At 71.5% G+C, this 17,888-nt stretch carries 15 protein-coding genes; 6 read left to right on the top strand and 9 right to left on the bottom strand.

Annotated features, from left to right (window positions below; all coding sequences use genetic code 11):
• Positions 1–85: 85 nt before the first annotated feature.
• Positions 86–1,456, top strand: coding sequence for an aminotransferase-like domain-containing protein (locus tag JOD31_RS06660; protein WP_204949531.1), 1,371 nt, complete (start codon positions 86–88; stop codon positions 1,454–1,456).
• A 24-nt stretch (positions 1,457–1,480) separates the two neighbouring features.
• Here JOD31_RS06660 and JOD31_RS06655 read toward each other — a convergent pair whose 3' ends face one another.
• On the bottom strand, positions 1,481–1,882 hold the full coding sequence (locus JOD31_RS06655) for a DUF983 domain-containing protein (RefSeq protein ID WP_204949530.1): 402 nt from the start codon (positions 1,880–1,882) through the stop codon (positions 1,481–1,483).
• A 222-nt stretch (positions 1,883–2,104) separates the two neighbouring features.
• The gene (locus JOD31_RS06650; protein ID WP_204949529.1) at positions 2,105–3,910 is read right to left on the bottom strand and encodes a methanol/ethanol family PQQ-dependent dehydrogenase; all 1,806 of its coding nucleotides are present in this window, start codon (positions 3,908–3,910) and stop codon (positions 2,105–2,107) included.
• A gap of 213 nt (positions 3,911–4,123) precedes the next feature.
• On the opposite strand from JOD31_RS06650, the gene JOD31_RS06645 reads away from it, so the two are divergent.
• Complete coding sequence (locus JOD31_RS06645) at positions 4,124–5,536, top strand: histidine kinase (RefSeq protein ID WP_204949528.1); 1,413 nt, start codon at positions 4,124–4,126, stop codon at positions 5,534–5,536.
• A 4-nt stretch (positions 5,537–5,540) separates the two neighbouring features.
• A complete protein-coding gene (locus JOD31_RS06640; protein WP_204949527.1) occupies positions 5,541–6,203 on the top strand; it encodes a response regulator in 663 nt (220 codons plus the stop codon).
• A 30-nt stretch (positions 6,204–6,233) separates the two neighbouring features.
• On the opposite strand, the gene pdxR is transcribed toward JOD31_RS06640, so the two are convergent.
• The 7 genes from pdxR to JOD31_RS06605 all read right to left on the bottom strand — a co-directional run bounded on the left by pdxR (position 6,234) and on the right by JOD31_RS06605 (position 13,892).
• Positions 6,234–7,745, bottom strand: a complete 1,512-nt coding sequence (gene pdxR / locus JOD31_RS06635; RefSeq protein WP_204949526.1) for a MocR-like pyridoxine biosynthesis transcription factor PdxR — start codon at positions 7,743–7,745, stop codon at positions 6,234–6,236.
• A gap of 69 nt (positions 7,746–7,814) precedes the next feature.
• Complete coding sequence (locus JOD31_RS06630) at positions 7,815–8,636, bottom strand: ABC transporter permease (RefSeq protein WP_204949525.1); 822 nt, start codon at positions 8,634–8,636, stop codon at positions 7,815–7,817.
• Positions 8,636–9,496, bottom strand: a complete 861-nt coding sequence (locus tag JOD31_RS06625) for an ABC transporter permease (RefSeq protein WP_204949524.1) — start codon at positions 9,494–9,496, stop codon at positions 8,636–8,638. The genes JOD31_RS06630 and JOD31_RS06625 overlap by 1 nt, the downstream gene beginning before the upstream one ends.
• The gene (locus JOD31_RS06620; RefSeq protein ID WP_204949523.1) at positions 9,493–10,575 is read right to left on the bottom strand and encodes an ABC transporter ATP-binding protein; all 1,083 of its coding nucleotides are present in this window, start codon (positions 10,573–10,575) and stop codon (positions 9,493–9,495) included. Before JOD31_RS06620 ends, JOD31_RS06625 begins: the two co-directional genes overlap by 4 nt.
• A gap of 128 nt (positions 10,576–10,703) precedes the next feature.
• Positions 10,704–11,900, bottom strand: coding sequence for an ABC transporter substrate-binding protein (locus tag JOD31_RS06615; RefSeq protein WP_204949522.1), 1,197 nt, complete (start codon positions 11,898–11,900; stop codon positions 10,704–10,706).
• Between the two features lie 119 nt (positions 11,901–12,019).
• Positions 12,020–12,961, bottom strand: a complete 942-nt coding sequence (locus JOD31_RS06610) for an aminotransferase class IV (protein ID WP_204949521.1) — start codon at positions 12,959–12,961, stop codon at positions 12,020–12,022.
• Positions 12,962–13,094: 133 nt separating this feature from the next.
• Positions 13,095–13,892 (bottom strand): DeoR/GlpR family DNA-binding transcription regulator, encoded by a 798-nt coding sequence (locus JOD31_RS06605; RefSeq protein ID WP_204949520.1) that lies wholly within the window; start codon positions 13,890–13,892, stop codon positions 13,095–13,097.
• A gap of 120 nt (positions 13,893–14,012) precedes the next feature.
• Between JOD31_RS06605 and JOD31_RS06600 the strand changes: the two genes are divergently transcribed.
• From JOD31_RS06600 to JOD31_RS06590, 3 genes are read left to right on the top strand one after another with little or no spacing between them, the layout of a single operon-like run.
• Entirely contained in the window at positions 14,013–15,395 is a 1,383-nt protein-coding gene (locus JOD31_RS06600) for an NAD(P)/FAD-dependent oxidoreductase (protein WP_204949519.1), read from the top strand.
• Positions 15,392–16,378, top strand: coding sequence for an NAD(P)/FAD-dependent oxidoreductase (locus JOD31_RS06595; RefSeq protein ID WP_204949518.1), 987 nt, complete (start codon positions 15,392–15,394; stop codon positions 16,376–16,378). The genes JOD31_RS06600 and JOD31_RS06595 overlap by 4 nt, the downstream gene beginning before the upstream one ends.
• A gap of 10 nt (positions 16,379–16,388) precedes the next feature.
• The gene (locus JOD31_RS06590; protein ID WP_204949517.1) at positions 16,389–17,801 is read left to right on the top strand and encodes an FGGY family carbohydrate kinase; all 1,413 of its coding nucleotides are present in this window, start codon (positions 16,389–16,391) and stop codon (positions 17,799–17,801) included.
• The last annotated feature ends 87 nt before the right edge of the window (positions 17,802–17,888 follow it).

Here is a 17,888-nt window from a genome sequence, read left to right as displayed (position 1 = left end):
CGTCCCGACGCCGCCATGCGGCGCTTGATTGTGGGCGGGAAGGTCGCGCATACAATCCGGCCAGCGCATGGATGAGGGCCGGGGGATGAGCGGCGCGACGTCGTGGACGCCCCGGATCGACCCCGTGGGCGGGCCGCTTTACCTGCAGATCGCGGACGCCATCGAGGGCGCCGTCGCCTCCGGCGCGTTGCGGGAGGGCGACCGGCTGCCGCCGCAGCGCAGCCTCGCGCAGGCGCTCTCCGTCGATCTGACCACCGTGACGCGGGCCTACGCCGAGGCCCGGCGCCGGGCCCTGCTCGACGCTGTCACGGGGCGCGGCTCGTTCGTCGCTGCCCGCCGGGACCCCGCGGCGCCGCCGATCGACCTCGGCATGAACATCCCGCCCGCGCCGCGCGGCGTGCGGCTGGCCGAGGTGCTGGGGCGGAGCGTCGCCGACCTCGTCGCGCGGACCGACATCGACCAGCTGATGTCCTATCACCCCGGCGCCGGCTCGGCCTCCGACCGGGCGGCGGCGGCGGCCTGGCTGCGGCCGACGCTGGGGGCGGTCGACCCCGACCGCATCCTCGTCGCGGCGGGGGCGCAGGGCGCAATGGCGGCGATCGCCACGACGCTCGCGCGCTCCGGCGACGCCATGGCCTGCGAGCCGCTGGTCTATCCCGGCGCTCTGTCGATCGCGCATCAGTACGGCCTGGAGGCGCAGGCGGTCGAGGCGGACGCCGACGGCATGCGGCCGGAGGCGCTCGATCGCCTGTGCCGGACGCGCAAGCCGGCCTTCGCCTACCTCAACCCGACGATCGGGAACCCCACGACGATCACGATGCCGGAGGCGCGACGGCGCGCCTTGGCCGACGTCGCGGCCGCCCACGGCCTGCCGATCCTGGAGGACGACCCCTATTCGCCGCTGGCGTCGGACGCGCCGCCGCCCTTCGCGACGCTCGCGCCCGACCTCACCTGGCACGTCCACACCGTCTCGAAGTGCCTGACGCCGGGCCTGCGCGTGGCCTACGTTGTGGCGCCGTCGCCGGCGGCGCGGGCCGAGCTGGTCGCGGGTCTTCGCGCGGTCAGCCTGATGGCGCCGCCGCTGATGACGGCGGTGCTGGGACGCTGGATCCGGGAGGGGACGGCGCAGGCCTTTCTCGACGGCGTGCGCGCCGAGGCCGCCGCGCGCCAGACGCTGGCCCGCGCCGTGCTGCCAGACGGGCGGGCGCACCGGAACGGCCTGCATCTGTGGCTGCCGCTGCCGGCGCGCTGGGATCGACACCGGCTGGCGGACCGGGCGCGGGCGCAGGGGCTCGCGGTCACGCCGTCCGACGCGTTCAACGTCGGCGGGCCGGCGGTCGAGGCGGTGCGGATTTCGCTCGGCGCGGTGCCGGAGCGGGCGCGGCTCGCGTCCGCGCTCACGACGCTGGCCGACATCCTGAGCGACGGGCGGCGGACGCTGCACGACGTGGTCTGAGCGCCATCGACGCTCCGCCGACGCTCAGCGCTCGGCGTCGTCCTCTTCGCCGGGGCGGACGAGACGGCCCTCGGCGGCCTTGTGGTAGTACTGGCTCGCGACCAGCCAGCCCTTCAGCGGCCTCAGGGGCGGCAGCAGCGTCGCCAGCATGATCGGCACCGTCGTGAAAAGATGGAGCCAGTACGGCGCCTGGTAGGCGAGCTCCAGCCAGACCGCGAAGCAGGCCGAGGGCAGGCAGGCGAAGGTGATGGCGAAGAAGGCCGGGCCGTCCGCCGGGTCGGCGAAGGAATAGTCGAGGCCGCAGACCTCGCAGCTCGGCTTCAGCGTCAGGAACCCGTTGAACATCTTCCCCTCGCCGCAGCGCGGGCAACGGCCGCGCACGCCGACGTCGTAAGGGATCTGGCGGGGGTAGGTCGCCGCCGTCATGGGGGCCTCCTCTGGGTCCTGCATGCGAGGAGACGTAAGTCGCAAAACATACATTGTCAATAATGTATGCATACAGTTGGCGGCGTCAGCGCAAAAAAAGACGGCGAGCCCACGAGGGAGCTCGCCGTGTCCATAAGTTCTGCGTCGAGGCCGAGGGAGGAAGGGAAGCCCGGACACGCTATGGAAAAACGCTGGGCCCGGAGGTCCAGGCCCGAAGTCAGGTCAGTGCGGCAGCTCGAACACCGTGAGCTGGCCGCCGAGGGCGGTGTACTGGGCGAGCGCGGCGTAGCCGCCGACGGCGCCGAGGCCTTCGTTGCCGCCGGTCAGGCCGGCCGCGAGGCCGATGCCGGCCCAGCCGCCGACGCCCGAGAGCACCGCCACGTACTGCCGGCCCTTGTTCTCGTAAGTCATGACGTTGCCGACGATGCCGGACGGCGTCTTGAACTTGTAGAGCTCCTTGCCCGTCTTGGCGTCGACGGCCTTCAGGTAGCCCTCGAGCGTGCCGTAGAACACCACGCCGCCGGCGGTCGCCAGCGCTCCGGACCACACCGAGAACATCTCCTTGTTGGACCAGACGATCTTGCCCGCCTTGTTGTCCCAGGCGATGAAGTTGCCCATGCCGCCGTGGCTGTTGGGCGCCGGGTACATCGACAGCGTGGCGCCGACGTAGGGCTGGCCGGCGGTGTAGGCCACCTGGAACGGCTCGTAGTCCATGCAGACGTGGTTGGTCGGGATGTAGAACAGCTCGGTCTCGGGCGAGTAGGCCGAAGGCTGCTGGTCCTTGGTGCCGAGCGCGGTCGGGCAGATGCCCTGGCTGTTGACGTCCTCGCCGTTCTGCTCCGTCGAATACTTGGCGACGACGAGCGGACGGCCGTAGGTCTTGGACGACTTGTCCATGTCGACCTTGGTGGCCCAGTTCACCACCGGGTCGTACTTCTCCGCGACCAGCAGCTCGCCGGTCTCACGGTCGAGGGTGTAGGCGAAGCCGTTGCGGTCGGGATGGGTGAGGAGCTTGCGCGCCTTGCCGCCGATCGTCTGGTCCGTGAGGATCATCTCGTTGGTGGTGTCGTAGTCCCACTCGTCGTGCGGGGTCACCTGGTAGACCCACTTGGCGACGCCCGTGTCGGGGTCGCGCGCCCAGATCGTCATCGACCACTTGTTGTCGCCCGGCCGCTGCTTCGGGTTCCAGGTCGAGGGGTTGCCCGAGCCGTAATACACGAGATTCAGCTTCGGATCGTAGGAGTACCAGCCCCAGGTGGTGCCGCCGCCGATCTTCCACTGGTCGCCCTGCCAGGTCTTCAGCGACGAATCCTTGCCGATCGGCTTGCCGAGCTCGGTGGTCTTCTCCGGATCGACGAGGAGATCCTTGTCCGGCCCCATCGAATAGGCGCGCCACGCCAGCTTGCCGGTCTTGAGGTCATAGGCGGTGAGGTGGCCGCGCACGCCGAACTCGCCGCCGGCGATGCCGACGATGAGCTTGTCCTTCACCGGAAGCACGGTGGCGGTGTTGGTCTCGCCCTTCTTCGGGTCGCCGTTGACGACCGACCAGATCTTCTTGCCGGACTTGGCGTCGAGCGCGACGACCGTCGTGTCCGCCTGCTGCAGGAAGATCATGCCGTCGGCGTAGGCGACGCCGCGGTTGACGGTGTCGCAGCACATCACGGGGACCACGTTCGGGTCCTGGCGCGGCTCGTACTTCCAGATGATGCGGCCGTTGTCGTTCAGATCGAGCGCGAACACATTGTTCGGGAACGGCGTGTGGACGTACATGACGTCGCCGACGACAAGCGGGCCGCCCTCATGGCCGCGCAGCACGCCGGTCGAGAAGGTCCAGGCCACCTGGAGCTTGTCGACGTTCTTCGCGGTGATCTGGTCGAGCTTGGAGTAGCGGGTGTTGGCGTAGTCGCCGGTCTGGATGCCCCACTGCTTGGGGTCCTTGAGGATCGCCTCGACGCTGTCGTTGGCGAAAGCGGGCGCGGACCCGGCGAGGATCGCGGCGCCGAGGCCGAAAAGCAGTGCGCGTTTCATGGACGTTCTCCGGAAGCGCGGGCGGCGCCGGCGGCGTCTTTTGGTGCGTCTCGAGCGTTCCGTCCGCTGATGTTGTGAAACTGCTGATAAGAGCGAGGATCCCAAGAGCGCGGCTCCCGACTTGCGCTGGGAACTTCTCCTGATCTCGCGGGGGACACTTGCTTTCGCGGCCTTGGTCTTGGACACCAAGACGTTGAGACGAAAGGCGAAAACATGTCGCTGGTGGCGACCCTCGTTCTGCGGATCTTCGCCGTCGTCGCCCTGTGCCTCGCCTGCGCGGGCGCCTGGACGATGATCGAGGCGAACCGCGTCATCCGGGACGAGGTCACGGCGACCGCGCAACGGGTCGAGCGCGAGGCCCGGAACCTCGCCTGGCGCGAAGTCATGTTCCGCGGCGCGCAAGGGTCCGGCGCCAGGCTCGCCTTTCCCGAGTGGCGCACCGCGGACACGCTCCGGATCATCGGTCCCGGATTCTGCGTGACGCTCGCCTGGACGGGCGACGCGCCGACCCGCTTCTGCGGCGGCCTCTCCGAAATCGGCGAGGCGCCCCGCTGGTTCCAGACGCTCAACGAAGCCGTGTTCGGCGCCGTCGAGCCGGCGACGCGCAAGGTCGCGAGCGGCCGCCACGAGGTCGGGACCGTCCAAGCCGAGGCGGAGCCGGGAACGGTGGCCTGGCGGGCCTGGCGGCAGGTCAGCGTCGTGATCAGCGTGGCGGGCGCGATGGCGATCGCGATCGCGCTGCTCGCCACGCTCGCGATCGGCCACGCGCTGCGACCGGTCGAGACCATCGTGCGGGGGCTGCAGCGGCTGGAGGGCGGCGACCATTCGGTGCGCCTGCCGGACTTCGCCGCCCGCGAGTTCGCCCATGTCGCCCGGGCGTTCAACGACCTGACGGAGCGCCTCGCCCGCACCACCGAGGCGCGCGCGGCGGTGACCCGGCGGCTGTTCAACGTGCAGGAGGAGGAGCGCCTCGCCCTGGCGCGCGACCTCCACGACGAGTTCGGCCAGTGCCTCACCGGCGCCCGCGCGCTCGCCGCCGCGATCGCCTCCGCGAGCGCCAGGGACCGGCCCGACATCGCCGAAAGCGCGCGCGAGATCGCGGGCCTCAGCGAAGGCATGGCGGCCACCCTGAAGAACGCGCTCGCCCGCCTGAGGCCGCCGGAGCTGGACGAGGTCGGGCTGGAGCACAGCCTCGCGCATCTGGTGGCGAGCTGGAACGCCCGCGTCGCGATCGCGGCGCAGCGGCCCGTGTTCCGGCTCGAAGTCGCGGGCGACGTCGACGGCACGCCGGAACAGGCGGCGCTGACGGTCTACCGCATCGCGCAGGAAGGTCTGACCAACGCCGCGAAGCACGGCCGGCCGCAGGAGGTGCGCCTGCGCGTCGAGCGCTCCGCGGAGCCGGCGGACGCCGTCTCGGTGACGGTGGAGGACGACGGCGGCGGATCGGCGCAGGATCTCGGCGCCGGCCGCGGACACGGCCTCGTCGGCATCCGCGAGCGCGTCGACGCGCTCGGCGGCCGGTTCGACGCGGAGGCCACCGGACGCGGCGTCCGGATCTCGGCGGTGATCCCGCTCGCGCGCGTGGGCGAGCGGCGCGGCCCGACGATCGAGCACAAGGCGGCCTGAGGCGATGAGCGACCTTACGATCCTTCTGGTGGACGACCATCCGGTCGTGCGCGCCGGCTACCGCAAGCTGATCGAGCTTCAGCCGGGCTACCGCGTCACCGGCGAGGCCGACAGCACGGCGGCCGCCTATCTCGCCTACCGCCGGGAGCCGGCCGACATCGTCGTCGTCGACCTCAGCATGCCGGGCTCGAGCGGGCTGGAGGCGATCCGGCGCATCCGCGCGGTCGACCGCAAGGCGCGCATCCTGGTCTTCACGATGCACGAGGGCCTGTCCTACGCGCTGAAGGCCTTCGAGGCGGGCGCGGCGGGCTACGTCACCAAGAGCAGCCCGCCCGAGGCGCTGATCGCGGCGATCGCGACCATCGCGGCGGGCGGCAAGGCGGTCAGCGACGACATCGCCCATGAGATCGCCGTAGAACGGCTCTCCGGCCGCAAGTCGCCGCTGGAGGCGCTTGGGCCCCGCGAGGTCGAGATCCTGCAGCTGATCGCTTCCGGCATGACGACCGACGAGATCGCGGACGCGCTCTCCCTCAGCCAGAAGACGATCCAGAACTACCATTCCGGCATCAAGGCGAAGCTCAACGCCCGCACGGACGCCAACCTCGTCTGGGTCGCGATCGACGCCGGCCTGCTCGAGATGCGCGCCGCAGGCGGCGGCCCGGCCTGATTTCTGCGCCTGCCGGCTCCTCGCCGCGCCTCAGTTCGCGCGCGGCGTCTGATCCAGGCGCACGAGCACCGTCCGCAGGGTCTCCACGCCCTCGTCCATCTGCTCCGCCGAAAAGGCGCTGAAGCCGATGGTGAGGAGATCGTCGACCTCGGCCTCGCGGGCGAGGGCGGACAGCGGCATCAGCTCGAGCCCCTCCTGGATCGCGGCGGCGGCCACCCGCCGCGCGCTCAGGCCGGGCCGCAGCCGGGCGACGATCTCCATGCCGGTGTCGGTCGGCTCCGGGGTCATCCAGTCGCTGAGCCGGCGGGCGAGGGCGTCGAGAAGGTGCGTCTGTCGCTGGGCGTAGAGCTTGCGCATGCGGCGCACGTGGCTGGCGAAATGCCCCTCGCTCATGAAGCGCGCGACCAGCGCCTGCTCCAGCATGGGCGAGTAGCGGCCGGTCACCGAGCGCGCCGCGACGAAGGCCTCGACCAGCGCGTCCGGCACGATCGCGAAGCCGAGCCTGAGGCCCGGAAACAGCGTTTTCGAGAAGGTGCCGAGGTAGATCACGCGGCCCTCGCGGTCGAGCGCGTGCAGGGCCGGCAGCGGGCGGCCGGCGTAGCGGAACTCGGCGTCGTAGTCGTCCTCGAGGATCCAGGCGTCGGCGCGGCTCGCCCAGTCCAGCAACGCGCGCCGGCGCTCGAGGCTGAGGCTCATACCGAGCGGGAACTGCTTCGAGGGCGAGACATAGGCGAGCCGCGCGTCGGGCGCCCGCGCGACGCCGGCGGCGACGTCCAGCCCGTCGGCGTCGACCGGGACGGCCACGGGCCGCGCCCCCGCCGCCGTGACGGAGGCGTAGGCCCCGTCGTAGCCCGGATCCTCGCACCAGGCGGTCTCGCCCTCGGTCAGCAGGATGCGGCAGGCGAGGTCGACCGCGTGCTGGGCGCCGGCGAAGACCACGACGTTCTCCGGCCGGCAGACGAGGCCGCGCCCCAGCGTGACGTGCTCGACGATCGCGGCGCGCAGGGGCGCGTAGCCCTGCGGGTCGCCTTCGCCCATCAGCTCGCCGGCGAGCTCGGGGCTCATCTTGCGGTAGATGTCGGCGGCGAGCTTCGCCCAGACCTGGACGGGGAAGGCGTCGACCGCCGGGAAGTTGGAGCGGAACGGCACCGGTCGGCGCATGTGCCGGAGCGTCGCCGGCACGTCCGCGAAGCCCGAGCCGCAGGCGAAGGAGCGGTCGAGCGTGCCGGCTGCGCGGAGCGCCGGGTTGATGCGCGCGGGCGCCGGCGTCGCCGCCTTCGACGGCGGCTCGCGGGCGACGTAGGTGCCGGAGCCGCTCTGGCCTTCGAGGAAGCCCTCCGCCGTCAGGTGCTCGAACGCCAGCATGATGGTGTTGCGGGAGACGCCCAGAAACTGCGCAAGATCGCGCGTCGAGGGCAGCTTTTCGCCCGGCTTGATGGCGCCGGCGGCGATGCCGTCGACCAGCCGGTCGTAGAGCTGCCGGTGCAGCGGCGCGTCGGGCCGGCGTTCGAGGTCGAGACCGAGGGCGTCGAGCAGGGGCAAGGCGGCATTCCGGGCGAGGGTCGCGTGACGCCGACCGCACGCAAGATTCGCGCCGCGGGGGCGCGGCGCTCAGACCGCCGCCCGCTCCCGTTCCGGCCGATGGCCGAAGGTGGCGAGCCCGGTGCGCATCAGCACGAACATCACCGCGAGCACGCAGAGCACCACCAGGTTCACGCAGGTCGCGAGCGCGTAGAGCTCCGGCTTCACGCCGTAGCGCAGCGCGCCCCAGGCGACGGAGGGCAGGGTGGGCGTGGCGCCCAGCAGGTAGAACGAGATCTCGAGGTTGTTGAACGCCATGATGAAGGTGACGATGAAGGCGCCCAGCAGTCCCGGCCAGATCAGGGGCAGGGTCACCTCGAAGAAGGTGCGCGCCGGCGTCGCGCCGAACACCATGGCGGCGTCGTCGAGCCGCCAGTCGTAGCGGTAGAGCTGCGTCGCCATGATCAGCAGGGCGTAGGAGAAGCAGTGCACGACGTTGGCGAGCACCGCCGAGCCGAGATTGCCCTGCAGCCCCAGGAACAGCCCGCTGAAGATCAGCGAGGAGATGCCGAGCAGCACCTCGGCCACGAACAGCGGCGCGATGAACAGCGCGAGGAACAGGGTGGTCTTCCGCCCCGCGTGCCGCATCAGCCCGATGGTGGCTGCGCCGGCGAGCGCGGTGGAGAGCGTCGCCACGAGCACGCCCAGCAGCAGGCTGTTGCCGAGCGCGGTCTGGTACAGCGAATTGCCGAGCAGCCGGGACATGGTCGCGAACGACCAGTGCGGGGGGTAGGGGAAGCTCGAGTTCCGCGACAGGCTGGCGAGGCCGATGTGCACGATCGGCAGGTAGAGGAAGAGGTAGGAGACGACGACGGTCGCGATCAGCGCGATCTTGCCCGGACGAAACCGCATCAGCTCCTCCCGAAGCCCGTGAAGCCGGTGCGGCGCAGGTCGACCGTGCGGAACGCCACGAACACCGCCGCGATCGAGAGCACGAACAGCACCACGCCCATGGCGGCGCCGAGCGCCCAGGTGCCGCTTTCGCCGAACTGCTGCGCCATCGCCATGCCGTAGAGCGTGCCGTTCGGGCCGCCGAGGAAGCGCGGCGCGAGCGTCGCCGAGAGGCAGGGGATGAAGCAGAGCGCGAAGCCGATCAGCGTGCCGAACAGGTTGAGCGGCCAGGCGATTTCGAAGAAGGCGCGCGCCGGGCTCGCGCCGAAGATCTTGGCGGCGTCGAGCAGCCGCTGGTCGAAGTTCAGCAGCGACAGGTAGATCACCGTCACCACGATCGGCAGGTAGAGGTAGACGAGCCCGATCGCGCTCGCGACGTTGGTGTACATGATGGCGCGCAGCGGCGCGGCCCCGAGCGACATCAGCACGCCGTTGACGAGGCCCACGGGTCCGAGCAGCCCCTGCAGCGCGATCACCCGCAGCACCTCGCCGGTGAGGAACGGCACCGCGAAGCCCAGCGTCAGCAGCAGCTTGTAGCGCCCGCCGTAGAGCGTGATGCCGTAGGCGACCGGCCAGGCGATGGCGGTGCAGATCACCGAGACCGCGGTCGCCATTGCGATCGAGCGGAGGAGGAAGGTGGCGTAGGCGCCGTCGGTCGCCAGCACCCAGTAGTTCCTGAGGTTCCAGTCCTGGACGATGTGGTAGTTCTCGGTCCGCCAGACGCTCAGCACCAGCATCGAGAGCAGCGGCAGGACGAACAGCGCGATCAGGAAAACGGTCGGGACGCCGAGCGTCAGCCAGGGGGCGAGGCGGCTCCTCACGCGGCGGCCTCCTTCTCGGGAAAGACGTCGACGTCGGCCGGGTCCCAGTGCGCGACCACGGCGTCGCCGGCGGAGAACTCCACCTCGGCGCGGGGCCGGCTCGCGATCATCTCGCCGGCGGCCCAGGTCAGGACGTACTCGGCGTAAGGCCCGCGCAGGATGACGTGCTTGACGGTCGCCGCCAGCGCGTTCGCGCCCACCGCGTGCAGCGTCTCCGGCGTCCGCAGCCGGATCTTCTCGTTCTTCACATAGGCCGCGACCGGCGCGCCGTCCTTGAGCCCGGGCCGGTCGGCGGTCGCGAGCGCGACGGCGCCGGCGTCGATCGCCGCGGTCGCGCCCTCGCGCTTCAACACGCCGACGAAGCGGTTCGAGCGCCCCACGAACTGGGCGATGAAGGCGGTCTTCGGCCGGTCGTAGATCTCGGCGCGCGGCGCGAAGTCCTCGATCCGGCCGTTCCGCACCACCGCGATCCGGTCGCTCATGGAGAGCGCTTCCTCCTGGTTGTGCGTGACGTAGATGAAGGGAATGCCGAGCGCCGTCTGGTGCTTGCGGATCTCGACCTCCATCTCCTGCCGCAGCTCGCGGTCGAGGTTGGCGAGCGGTTCGTCGAGCAGCAGCGCCTTCGGCCGGCCGACGAGCCCGCGGCCGAGCGCGACGCGCTGCTGCTGGCCGCCGGAGAGCTGGTTGGGATAGCGGCCCTCGAGCCCGCGCAGCGACAGGATGCCGAGCACCCAGTCGATGCGCTCGTCCATCTCCGTCTTCGGCAGCTTCAGCATGCGCAGCGGGAAGGCGAGGTTTTCGCGCACGGTCCGGTGCGGGAACAGCAGGAACTCCTGGAACACCATCGCGACGCCCCGCTTGTGCGGAGGCAGGTCCGTGACGTCCTCGCCGCCGATCAGCACCCGGCCGTTGGTCGGCTTTTCCAGCCCCGCGATGATGCGCAGCAGGGTGGTCTTGCCGGAGCCGCTGGGGCCCAGCAGCGAGACGAACTCGGTCTTCTCGATCGCCATCGCCACCCGGTCGACGGCCCATGCGGCGCCGTACTGCTTCGAGACGCCGTCGAGGGAGATGTAGGACACGCGCTGGGAACTCCTGCGGACGACGCGGATCGGAAAAGGGCTCGCGCGCCGGCGTTCGTGGGCGAGACGGACGCCGGCGCGCCGCTTGAGCGCGGCGGCCCGGGAAGGACCGCGCGCGCTCGAAGGGCTCAGGCGGCCTGCATGCGCGACCAGACCCGCTCCCACTTCTCCGTCGAGGACGGCTGGTCGAACATGTACATGTCCGACAGCTCCTCGGTGCGGTCCATGAGGTAGAGCTTCTGCTCCTCGGGGGTCGCGATCGAGCGGATGTCGATCGTGGTCGAGGCGCCGCCGATCAGCGCCTGCTGCTTCATGATGTCGGGCGAGAGCATCATGTCCATGAACTGCTCGCAGAGCGTGAGCGTGGGGCCGTCCGCGACGCCGGACGTGACAAGCCAGGTGTCGACCCAGCCGAGGCCGCCCTCCTTCGGGATGAGCTGGTGGGCGAAGTCGGCGTCGATCTCGCCCTTGGCCTTCTTGGCGAGCAGCACGCGGTAGGACTGCGCGAACTCCGGCGCCGCGGCGATCGCGCCGCTCTCGAGCAGCTGCTGCAGCGTGTTGTTGTCGTTGTAGCGGGTGAGCAGCAGCTTCTTCTGCTCGATCAGCAGCTTCTCGACGCCGGCCAGCTCCTCGTCGGTGAGGACGTACGGGTTGAACGGCTTGCCGTCCGGGCGCGGCTTGTCCTTGGTGCCCATGCGGGTCGCGACCAGGATGCCGGCGAGCGCGATGTTCTCCTCGAAGCGCGCGCTGGTGGCGAGCCGGCCGGAGAACGCGGGATCGAACAGGCACTCGATGCTCTGGACCTTGTCCTTCGGCATCATCGCGGTGTTGTAGGTCGTGCCGTAGCTGCCCCAGCACCAGGTGACGCCGAAGTGCGTGCCGGTGGCCTCGTCGGTCAGCAGCTTGAAGCGGTCCGGCTTGAACACCGGGAACACCTTGGCCGTGTTCGGGATCTTGGCGTAGTCGATCGCCCGGATCAGCTTCTCGCGGTAGTACAGCCCCGGCCAGAAGCCGTCCGCCTGCACCAGGTCGAAGTCCCGCGTGCCGCCGACGCGGAGCTTGTTGTAGGCCTCGGAGTTGCCGTCGAAGAAGGTCGGCGAGAACTTGACGTTGTGCTTGTCCTCGAAGGCCTTGATGACCTCGGGGATGGCGTAGACCTCCCACATCAGGGCGCGCAGCGTGGTCGGCGCGGCGGAGGCCGGGCGGACGTAGGGCATCGCCACCGCGGCGGCGGCGCCGGCGGCGATCGTCTTCAGCGCCTTGCGGCGGTCGAAGCCCGCGGGCGAGGCCGCAGACCCAAGCGGTAGGCTGTCGTTCGTCGTCATGGCCAAGCCCTTGTCACGAGGGGTGTGAGCGTCCGAGCCTGCCTTGGTCGTTTCCCCGATTTCTTCGCGCGGGCCTCGGCCGCAGGCGGCAGCCGGGCCCGCTTCGCAGTCCGGTCCGTTCAGGCCGCGGCCTTGAACGGGTTCTCGGCGTCGGCGTAGTTGACCGGCGTCATGTGCCAGCCCTCCACATGCTTCCGCCAATAGGTGTCCTTGAGCGTCTGGCTGATCGGCCCCGGCCGGTCGTTGCCGTAGATCCGGTCGTTGACGCGCGAGCAGGGCATGACGCCGCCGGCGGTCGTCGCCGTGAACACCTCGTCGGCGTCCATCAGGTCGTCGAAGGTGATCGGGCCGATGACCGGCTCCAGCCCCAGCTCCGGGCAGAGGTCGAGCACGGACAGGCGGGTGACGCCCTCGAGCGCGCCGCGGTCCGGCGTGATCACCTTGGTCCCCTTGACGATGAAGACGTTGAAGCCGGCGCCTTCGGTCAGGTAGCCCTCCTGATCGAGCAGGATGGCCGTGTCGAAGCCCTTGTCCTTCGCCTCGAACATGCCGCGGGTGAAGTCGCGCCACATGTAGTTCTTGAGCGTCGGGTCGAGCGACTTCGGCGAGATCCGCGGCACCGAGGCGACCAGCAGATGCGCGCCGCGCTCCTGCACCTCGGGCTTGATCACGTCCACCCACGGCACGGCGTAGGCGATGAAGGTGTTGTCGCAGTCCATCGGGTCGCGCGAGCCGTAGACGCGCGGGATGCCGCGGGTCGAGAGCATGGCCACGAAGGCGCGCTTCAGGCCCGAGAGCGCCACCACCTTGCCGAGGATCTCGCGCATCTCGTCGCGGGTCACGCCCGGGTCGAGCCGGTAGCCGTCGAGCGACTTGTGGAAGCGGGTGAGGTGGTCTTCGAGGCGGAAGAAGGCGCCGTCGGTGACGTGCACGACGTCGTAGGTGACGTCGGAATGGGTGAAGCCCCAGTCGCCGATCGGGATCTTGGCCTCCGCGATCGGCACGTAGACGCCGTTCATGTAGGCGGCGCCCATCGAGAAGTCCGGCGCAGTGTCGCTCATGTGGTTCGCTCCTGAAAGCGGGATCGGTCGCGTTCGGAGGCCACGTTCGCGCTCGAGCGGTCCGGCCAAAAGCGCCGCTTGGGCAAGAAGCGACAGGGCCACTTTTCAGGCATGCCTGTTTCTGCGGCGACGGTCATGGCGCCACGTCCCGCGCCGGCCCGCCGGCGTCGACCACCTCGACCCCGGCCGCGACCAAGGCGTCGGCGATCGGTCCCGCGGGGACCGCGTCCGTGACGATCCGGCCGACCGCCTCCAGCGGCGCGACGACGAAGGGCGCGTTGCGGTCGAACTTCGACGCGTCCGCGAGCACCGTGACGGCGCGCGCCTGGGCCACCATCGCGCGGGCGATCTCGGCCTCGCGGGCGTCGTAGTCGAGCACGCCCGCCTCATGCACGGCGCCGACGGTCAGCACCGCGTGGACCGCGTGGAAGCGGCGGATCTGGTCGATCGCCATGGCGCCGAGGCATTCGGCGCCGCCGTCGCGGTACTCGCCGCCGAGCAGGAAGGCCTGGGCGTCCTCGCCGCGGGAGGCGAGGGCTGCGATCGCCGCCGAATTGGTGATGACGGTGAGCCCGCGCGCCCGCGACAGCTCCTCGGCGAACAGCAGCGTGGTGGTGCCGGTGTCGACGAACAGCGTGTCGCCGGGCCGGAACAGCCCGATCGCCGCGCGCGCGACGGCGCGCTTGGCGGCGGCGTTCTCCGCGAGCCGCGCCTGGAACGGGCCTTCGCGGTCCGGCTCGTACAGGCTGAGGCCCGGCAGCGTGGCGCCGCCGTGCAGCTTGCGCAGCCGGCCCTGGCCGTCGAGTTCGGCGAGGTCGCGGCGGATGGTCTCGCGGGACGCGTCGAGCGCGTCGGCGAGAGCGTCGACCGACACCCTCTCCCGCTCCAGCACCATCGCCACGATCCGCTCGCGCCGCTTGTCCGGCCTCATGCCGCGCCTCTCCCCTGATATGCACGAACGGTCATTCATGTTGACCGAACAGTCAAGTTGAGAGTTTCATGTTGTGGAAGCGCGCCATTGTTGGCGCGGGAACCGGAGCAGCGGAGCGCGATGCCCCTCGCGGACGTGGCGATCATCGGAGCGGGCGCGGTCGGCTGCGCCATGGCCCGGCGCTTCGCTCTCGAGGGCGCGAAGGTGCTGGTGCTGGAGCGCGGCGCCGATCTCCTGTCGGGCGCGAGCAAGGCCAACAGCGCCATCCTGCACACCGGCTTCGACGCACCGCCGGGGAGTCTCGAGCAGGCCTGCGTGCAGGCGGGCTACGCCGAGTACATGGCGATCCGCGGGCGCCTCAACCTGCCGGTGCTCGAGACGGGCGCCATGGTCGTGGCCTGGACGGAGGCGGAGCAGGCCGCGCTCGACGGCGTCGAGGCGCAGGCGCGGGCGAACAGCGTCGACGACGTGCGGCGGCTCGGCCCCGCCGAGATCCGGGCGCGGGAGCCCCATCTCGGAGAGGGCGCGCGCGAGGCGCTGCTGGTCCCGCGCGAGCATGTCATCGATCCCTGGTCGCCCTTCCTCGCCTATCTCCTGCAGGCGAAAGCGCTCGGGGCCGAAATCCTGTTCGGGGCGGAGGTGGCGGCGGGGCGCAGAGAGGAGGAGCACTGGCGGCTCGAGACCTCGCGCGGACGGCGCCGGGCCCGCGTCGTGATCAACTGCGCGGGGCTCTATGGCGACGTCGTCGACCGCCGCCTGCTGGGCGAGAGCGCCTTCGAGATCCGGCCCCGGAAGGGCCAGTTCGTGGTGTTCGACAAGGCCGCCGCGAGCCTGCTGCGCACGATCGTGCTGCCGGTTCCGACCGAGCGCACCAAGGGCGTCGTGCTCTGCCGCACCGCGTTCGGGAACGTGCTGGTGGGGCCGACCGCCGAGGAGCAGCAGGACCGCGACCGCGCCGCGACCGACGAGGCCGCGCTCAAGGCGCTGATCGCCCGCGCGGTCGAGATGCTGCCGGCGCTCGAGGGCATGCCCGTCACCGCGACCTACGCGGGCCTCCGCCCCGCGACCGAGGAGAAGGGCTACCGGATCGCGGCCATGCCGGACAGGAGCTGGATCACGGTCGGCGGCGTCCGCTCCACCGGCATGACGGCGGCGCTCGGGATCGCCCGCCATGTCTACGGCCTCTACGAGCGGCTCGGCCATTCGCATGCGGCGGTCGCCGAGCCCGAGTGTCCGCCCATGCCCAACCTCGCCGAGCACCTGCCGCGGGACTGGAGCGCAGCCGGCCACGGCGGAGTCGTCTGCCACTGCGAACTGGTCACCAAGCGCGAGATCGAACAGGCGCTCGCAGGTCCGCTGCCCGCGGGCGACTTCGGCGGCTTGAGGCGCCGCACCCGCTGCGCCATGGGGCGCTGCCAGGGTTTTCATTGTCTCGCGCGCCTCGCCGTCTTGACCGAGGGGCGCTTCGCAGCGCCGCTCGCGACCCCGACCGAGGCCCCGTGAGCGGCGCGGCTGTCGACGTCGAGGTCGAGGCGCTGGTCGTCGGCGCCGGTCCGGCGGGGCTTGGCCTCGCGACGCGGCTGAAGGCGCGGGGCGTCGCGTCGGTGCTGGTCGTCGACCGCGAGGCGGACGCCGGCGGCAACCCGCGCCACTGCGGCCATCCGCCGTTCGGCCTGCGGGAGTTCGGCCGCGTGCTGACCGGCCCGGCCTACGCCCGGCGGCTGGCCGAGCGCGCGGTCCGCGCGGGCGTCGCGCTCAGGCTCGCGACCAACGTGGTCGCCATCGAGCGCGCGGGCGAGGCGCTGGTCGTCACGACCGCCGGCGACGACGGCGTCCGCCGCATCGCCGCGCGCCGGCTGGCGCTCGCGACCGGCGTGCGCGAGACCCCGCGCGCGGCCCGCCTGGTCTCCGGCGAGCGGCCGCTCGGCGTGCTCACAACAGGCGCGCTGCAAGCTTTCGTGTATCTGCACGGCAAGGCGCCGTTCCGCTATCCTTTGGTCGTCGGCACGGAGCTCGTCGCGCTGTCGAGCCTGCTCACCTGCCGCAGGATCGGCGCCGCGCCCGTCGCCATGGTCGAGGAGCGGGCCGGGCCGCAGTGCTTTCCGCCCTTCATGGCGCTGCCGCGGCTCGTCGGCGTGCCGTTGCATTACGGCGCCCGGGTCGTCGACATCGCTGGGAGCCCTCGGGTGCGGCGGGCGACGCTCGCCCATGCCGACGGCTCGAGCTCGGAGATCGCCTGCGACGGCGTGCTGTTCACCGGCCGCTTCACGCCGGAGGCGAGCCTCGCCCGCGCCGCGGGCCTGACCATGGACCTCGCGCGCGGGAGGCCTGTCCTCGACGCCTTCGGCCGGTCGAGCGATCCGCGGATCTTCGCAGCCTGCGTGTTGGACCGCAGCGTCGAGACCGCGGGCTGGTGCTGGTCCCGCGGACGTGCGATCGCCGATCATCTGGCCGCCGACCTCGCCGGCCGGCTTCCCCCGCCGTAACGTGGCGCCCATGCGGATCGCGGCGATCGACCAGGGCACCACCTCCACCCGCGCGCTCGTGGTCGACACGGGCGACGGGGCCGCCGCGATCGCGCACGCCGTGCGCCACGCGCAAAGCCATCCCGCCCCCGGCTGGGTGGAGCACGACGCGGACGAGCTGCTCGCCAACGTCCGCGCCTGCGTCGCCGCGGCGGGCCCCGTCGACGCGCTCGCGCTCGCGAACCAGGGCGAGAGCTGCCTCGCCTGGGACGCCGTCACCGGCGAGGCGCTGTCGCCGGTGATCGTGTGGCAGGACAACCGCACCACTGACGCGGTGGCCGGACTGGCCGACCACGCGGCGCTGGTCGAGGCGCGCGCAGGCCTTCCGCTCGACGCCTATTTCTCCGCCTCCAAGCTCGGCTGGCTGCTCCGTCACCTCCCGCGCGTGCGCGAGGCGCGGGAGGCCGGGCGGCTGCGGCTCGGCACGACCGACGCGTTCTTTCTCGACAGGCTCGCCGGCGTGTTCGCGACCGACGTCGCCACCGCCTCGCGCACTTCGTTGATGCGGCTCGCGACGGGGCGCTGGGACCCGGAGCTCTGCGCGCTGTTCGGCGTTCCTCTCGACTGCCTGCCGGAGATCCGCCCCACCGTCGGCCGGTTCGGCCGCATCGGGGGCGTCCCCGTCGTCGCCTCGGTCGTGGACCAGCAGGCGGCGCTCTACGGCCACGGCTGCCGCGCGCCCGGCGACGCCAAGATCACCTTCGGCACGGGCGCTTTCGCGCTGGCGGTCACCGGCGGCGAGATCGTGCGCGCGGCGGGGGAGGGGCTGCTGCCGACCGTCGCCTGGGCGATCGGCGACGCGACCACCTACGCGGTGGACGGCGGCGTCTACGACGCCGGGTCCGCCATCGAATGGGCGATGCGGATCGGTATCGTCGACGATCTTTCGCAGCTCGACGGCTTTGAAACGCCGTCGGCGATCGACCGCGGGCTGGTCTTCGTCCCCGCGCTGTCGGGCCTCGCCTGCCCCCACTGGGACCGCTCGGCCGCCGCGCTGTTCCTCGGCATGTCGGCCGCCACCACCCGCGCCGATCTCCGACAGGCGCTGCTGGAGGGGATCGCGCTCCGCACCGCGGAAGTGGTCGCGGCGATCCATGCGCGCGTCCCCCTCGCGCCCGCGATATCCATCGACGGCGGCCTCAGCCGCAGCGGCTACTTCGCGCAGTTCCTCGCCGACAGCCTCGGGCGCGAGGTGGTCGTCGGCGCCTTCGACGAGCGCACGGCCTTCGGCGCGGCGGCGCTCGCGGCCTCCGCCTTCGGGATCGACCTCGCAGCCCCGGCTGAGGCTCGCCGCCATGCGCCCCGCGGGCCGGAGACGCGGGACGCCCGCCGCACGCGCTTCGCCGAGGCCGTCGCCCGAACCCGCGGGTGGCGCGCCGTCTGAGTCGACGGGTCGGAGATGGGCGGAGCGGCCTTCAATCCGCGTGACGCGCAGCCCATATGGCGGGAACGCCCGCCTCCGGACCGCCAG

The organism is Methylopila capsulata, assembly GCF_016907975.1.
Classification (GTDB): Bacteria; Pseudomonadota; Alphaproteobacteria; order Rhizobiales; family Methylopilaceae; genus Methylopila; species Methylopila capsulata.
The sequence above is the reverse complement of the archived record's forward strand: the minus strand, read 5'-3'. Positions and strand labels throughout refer to the sequence as shown.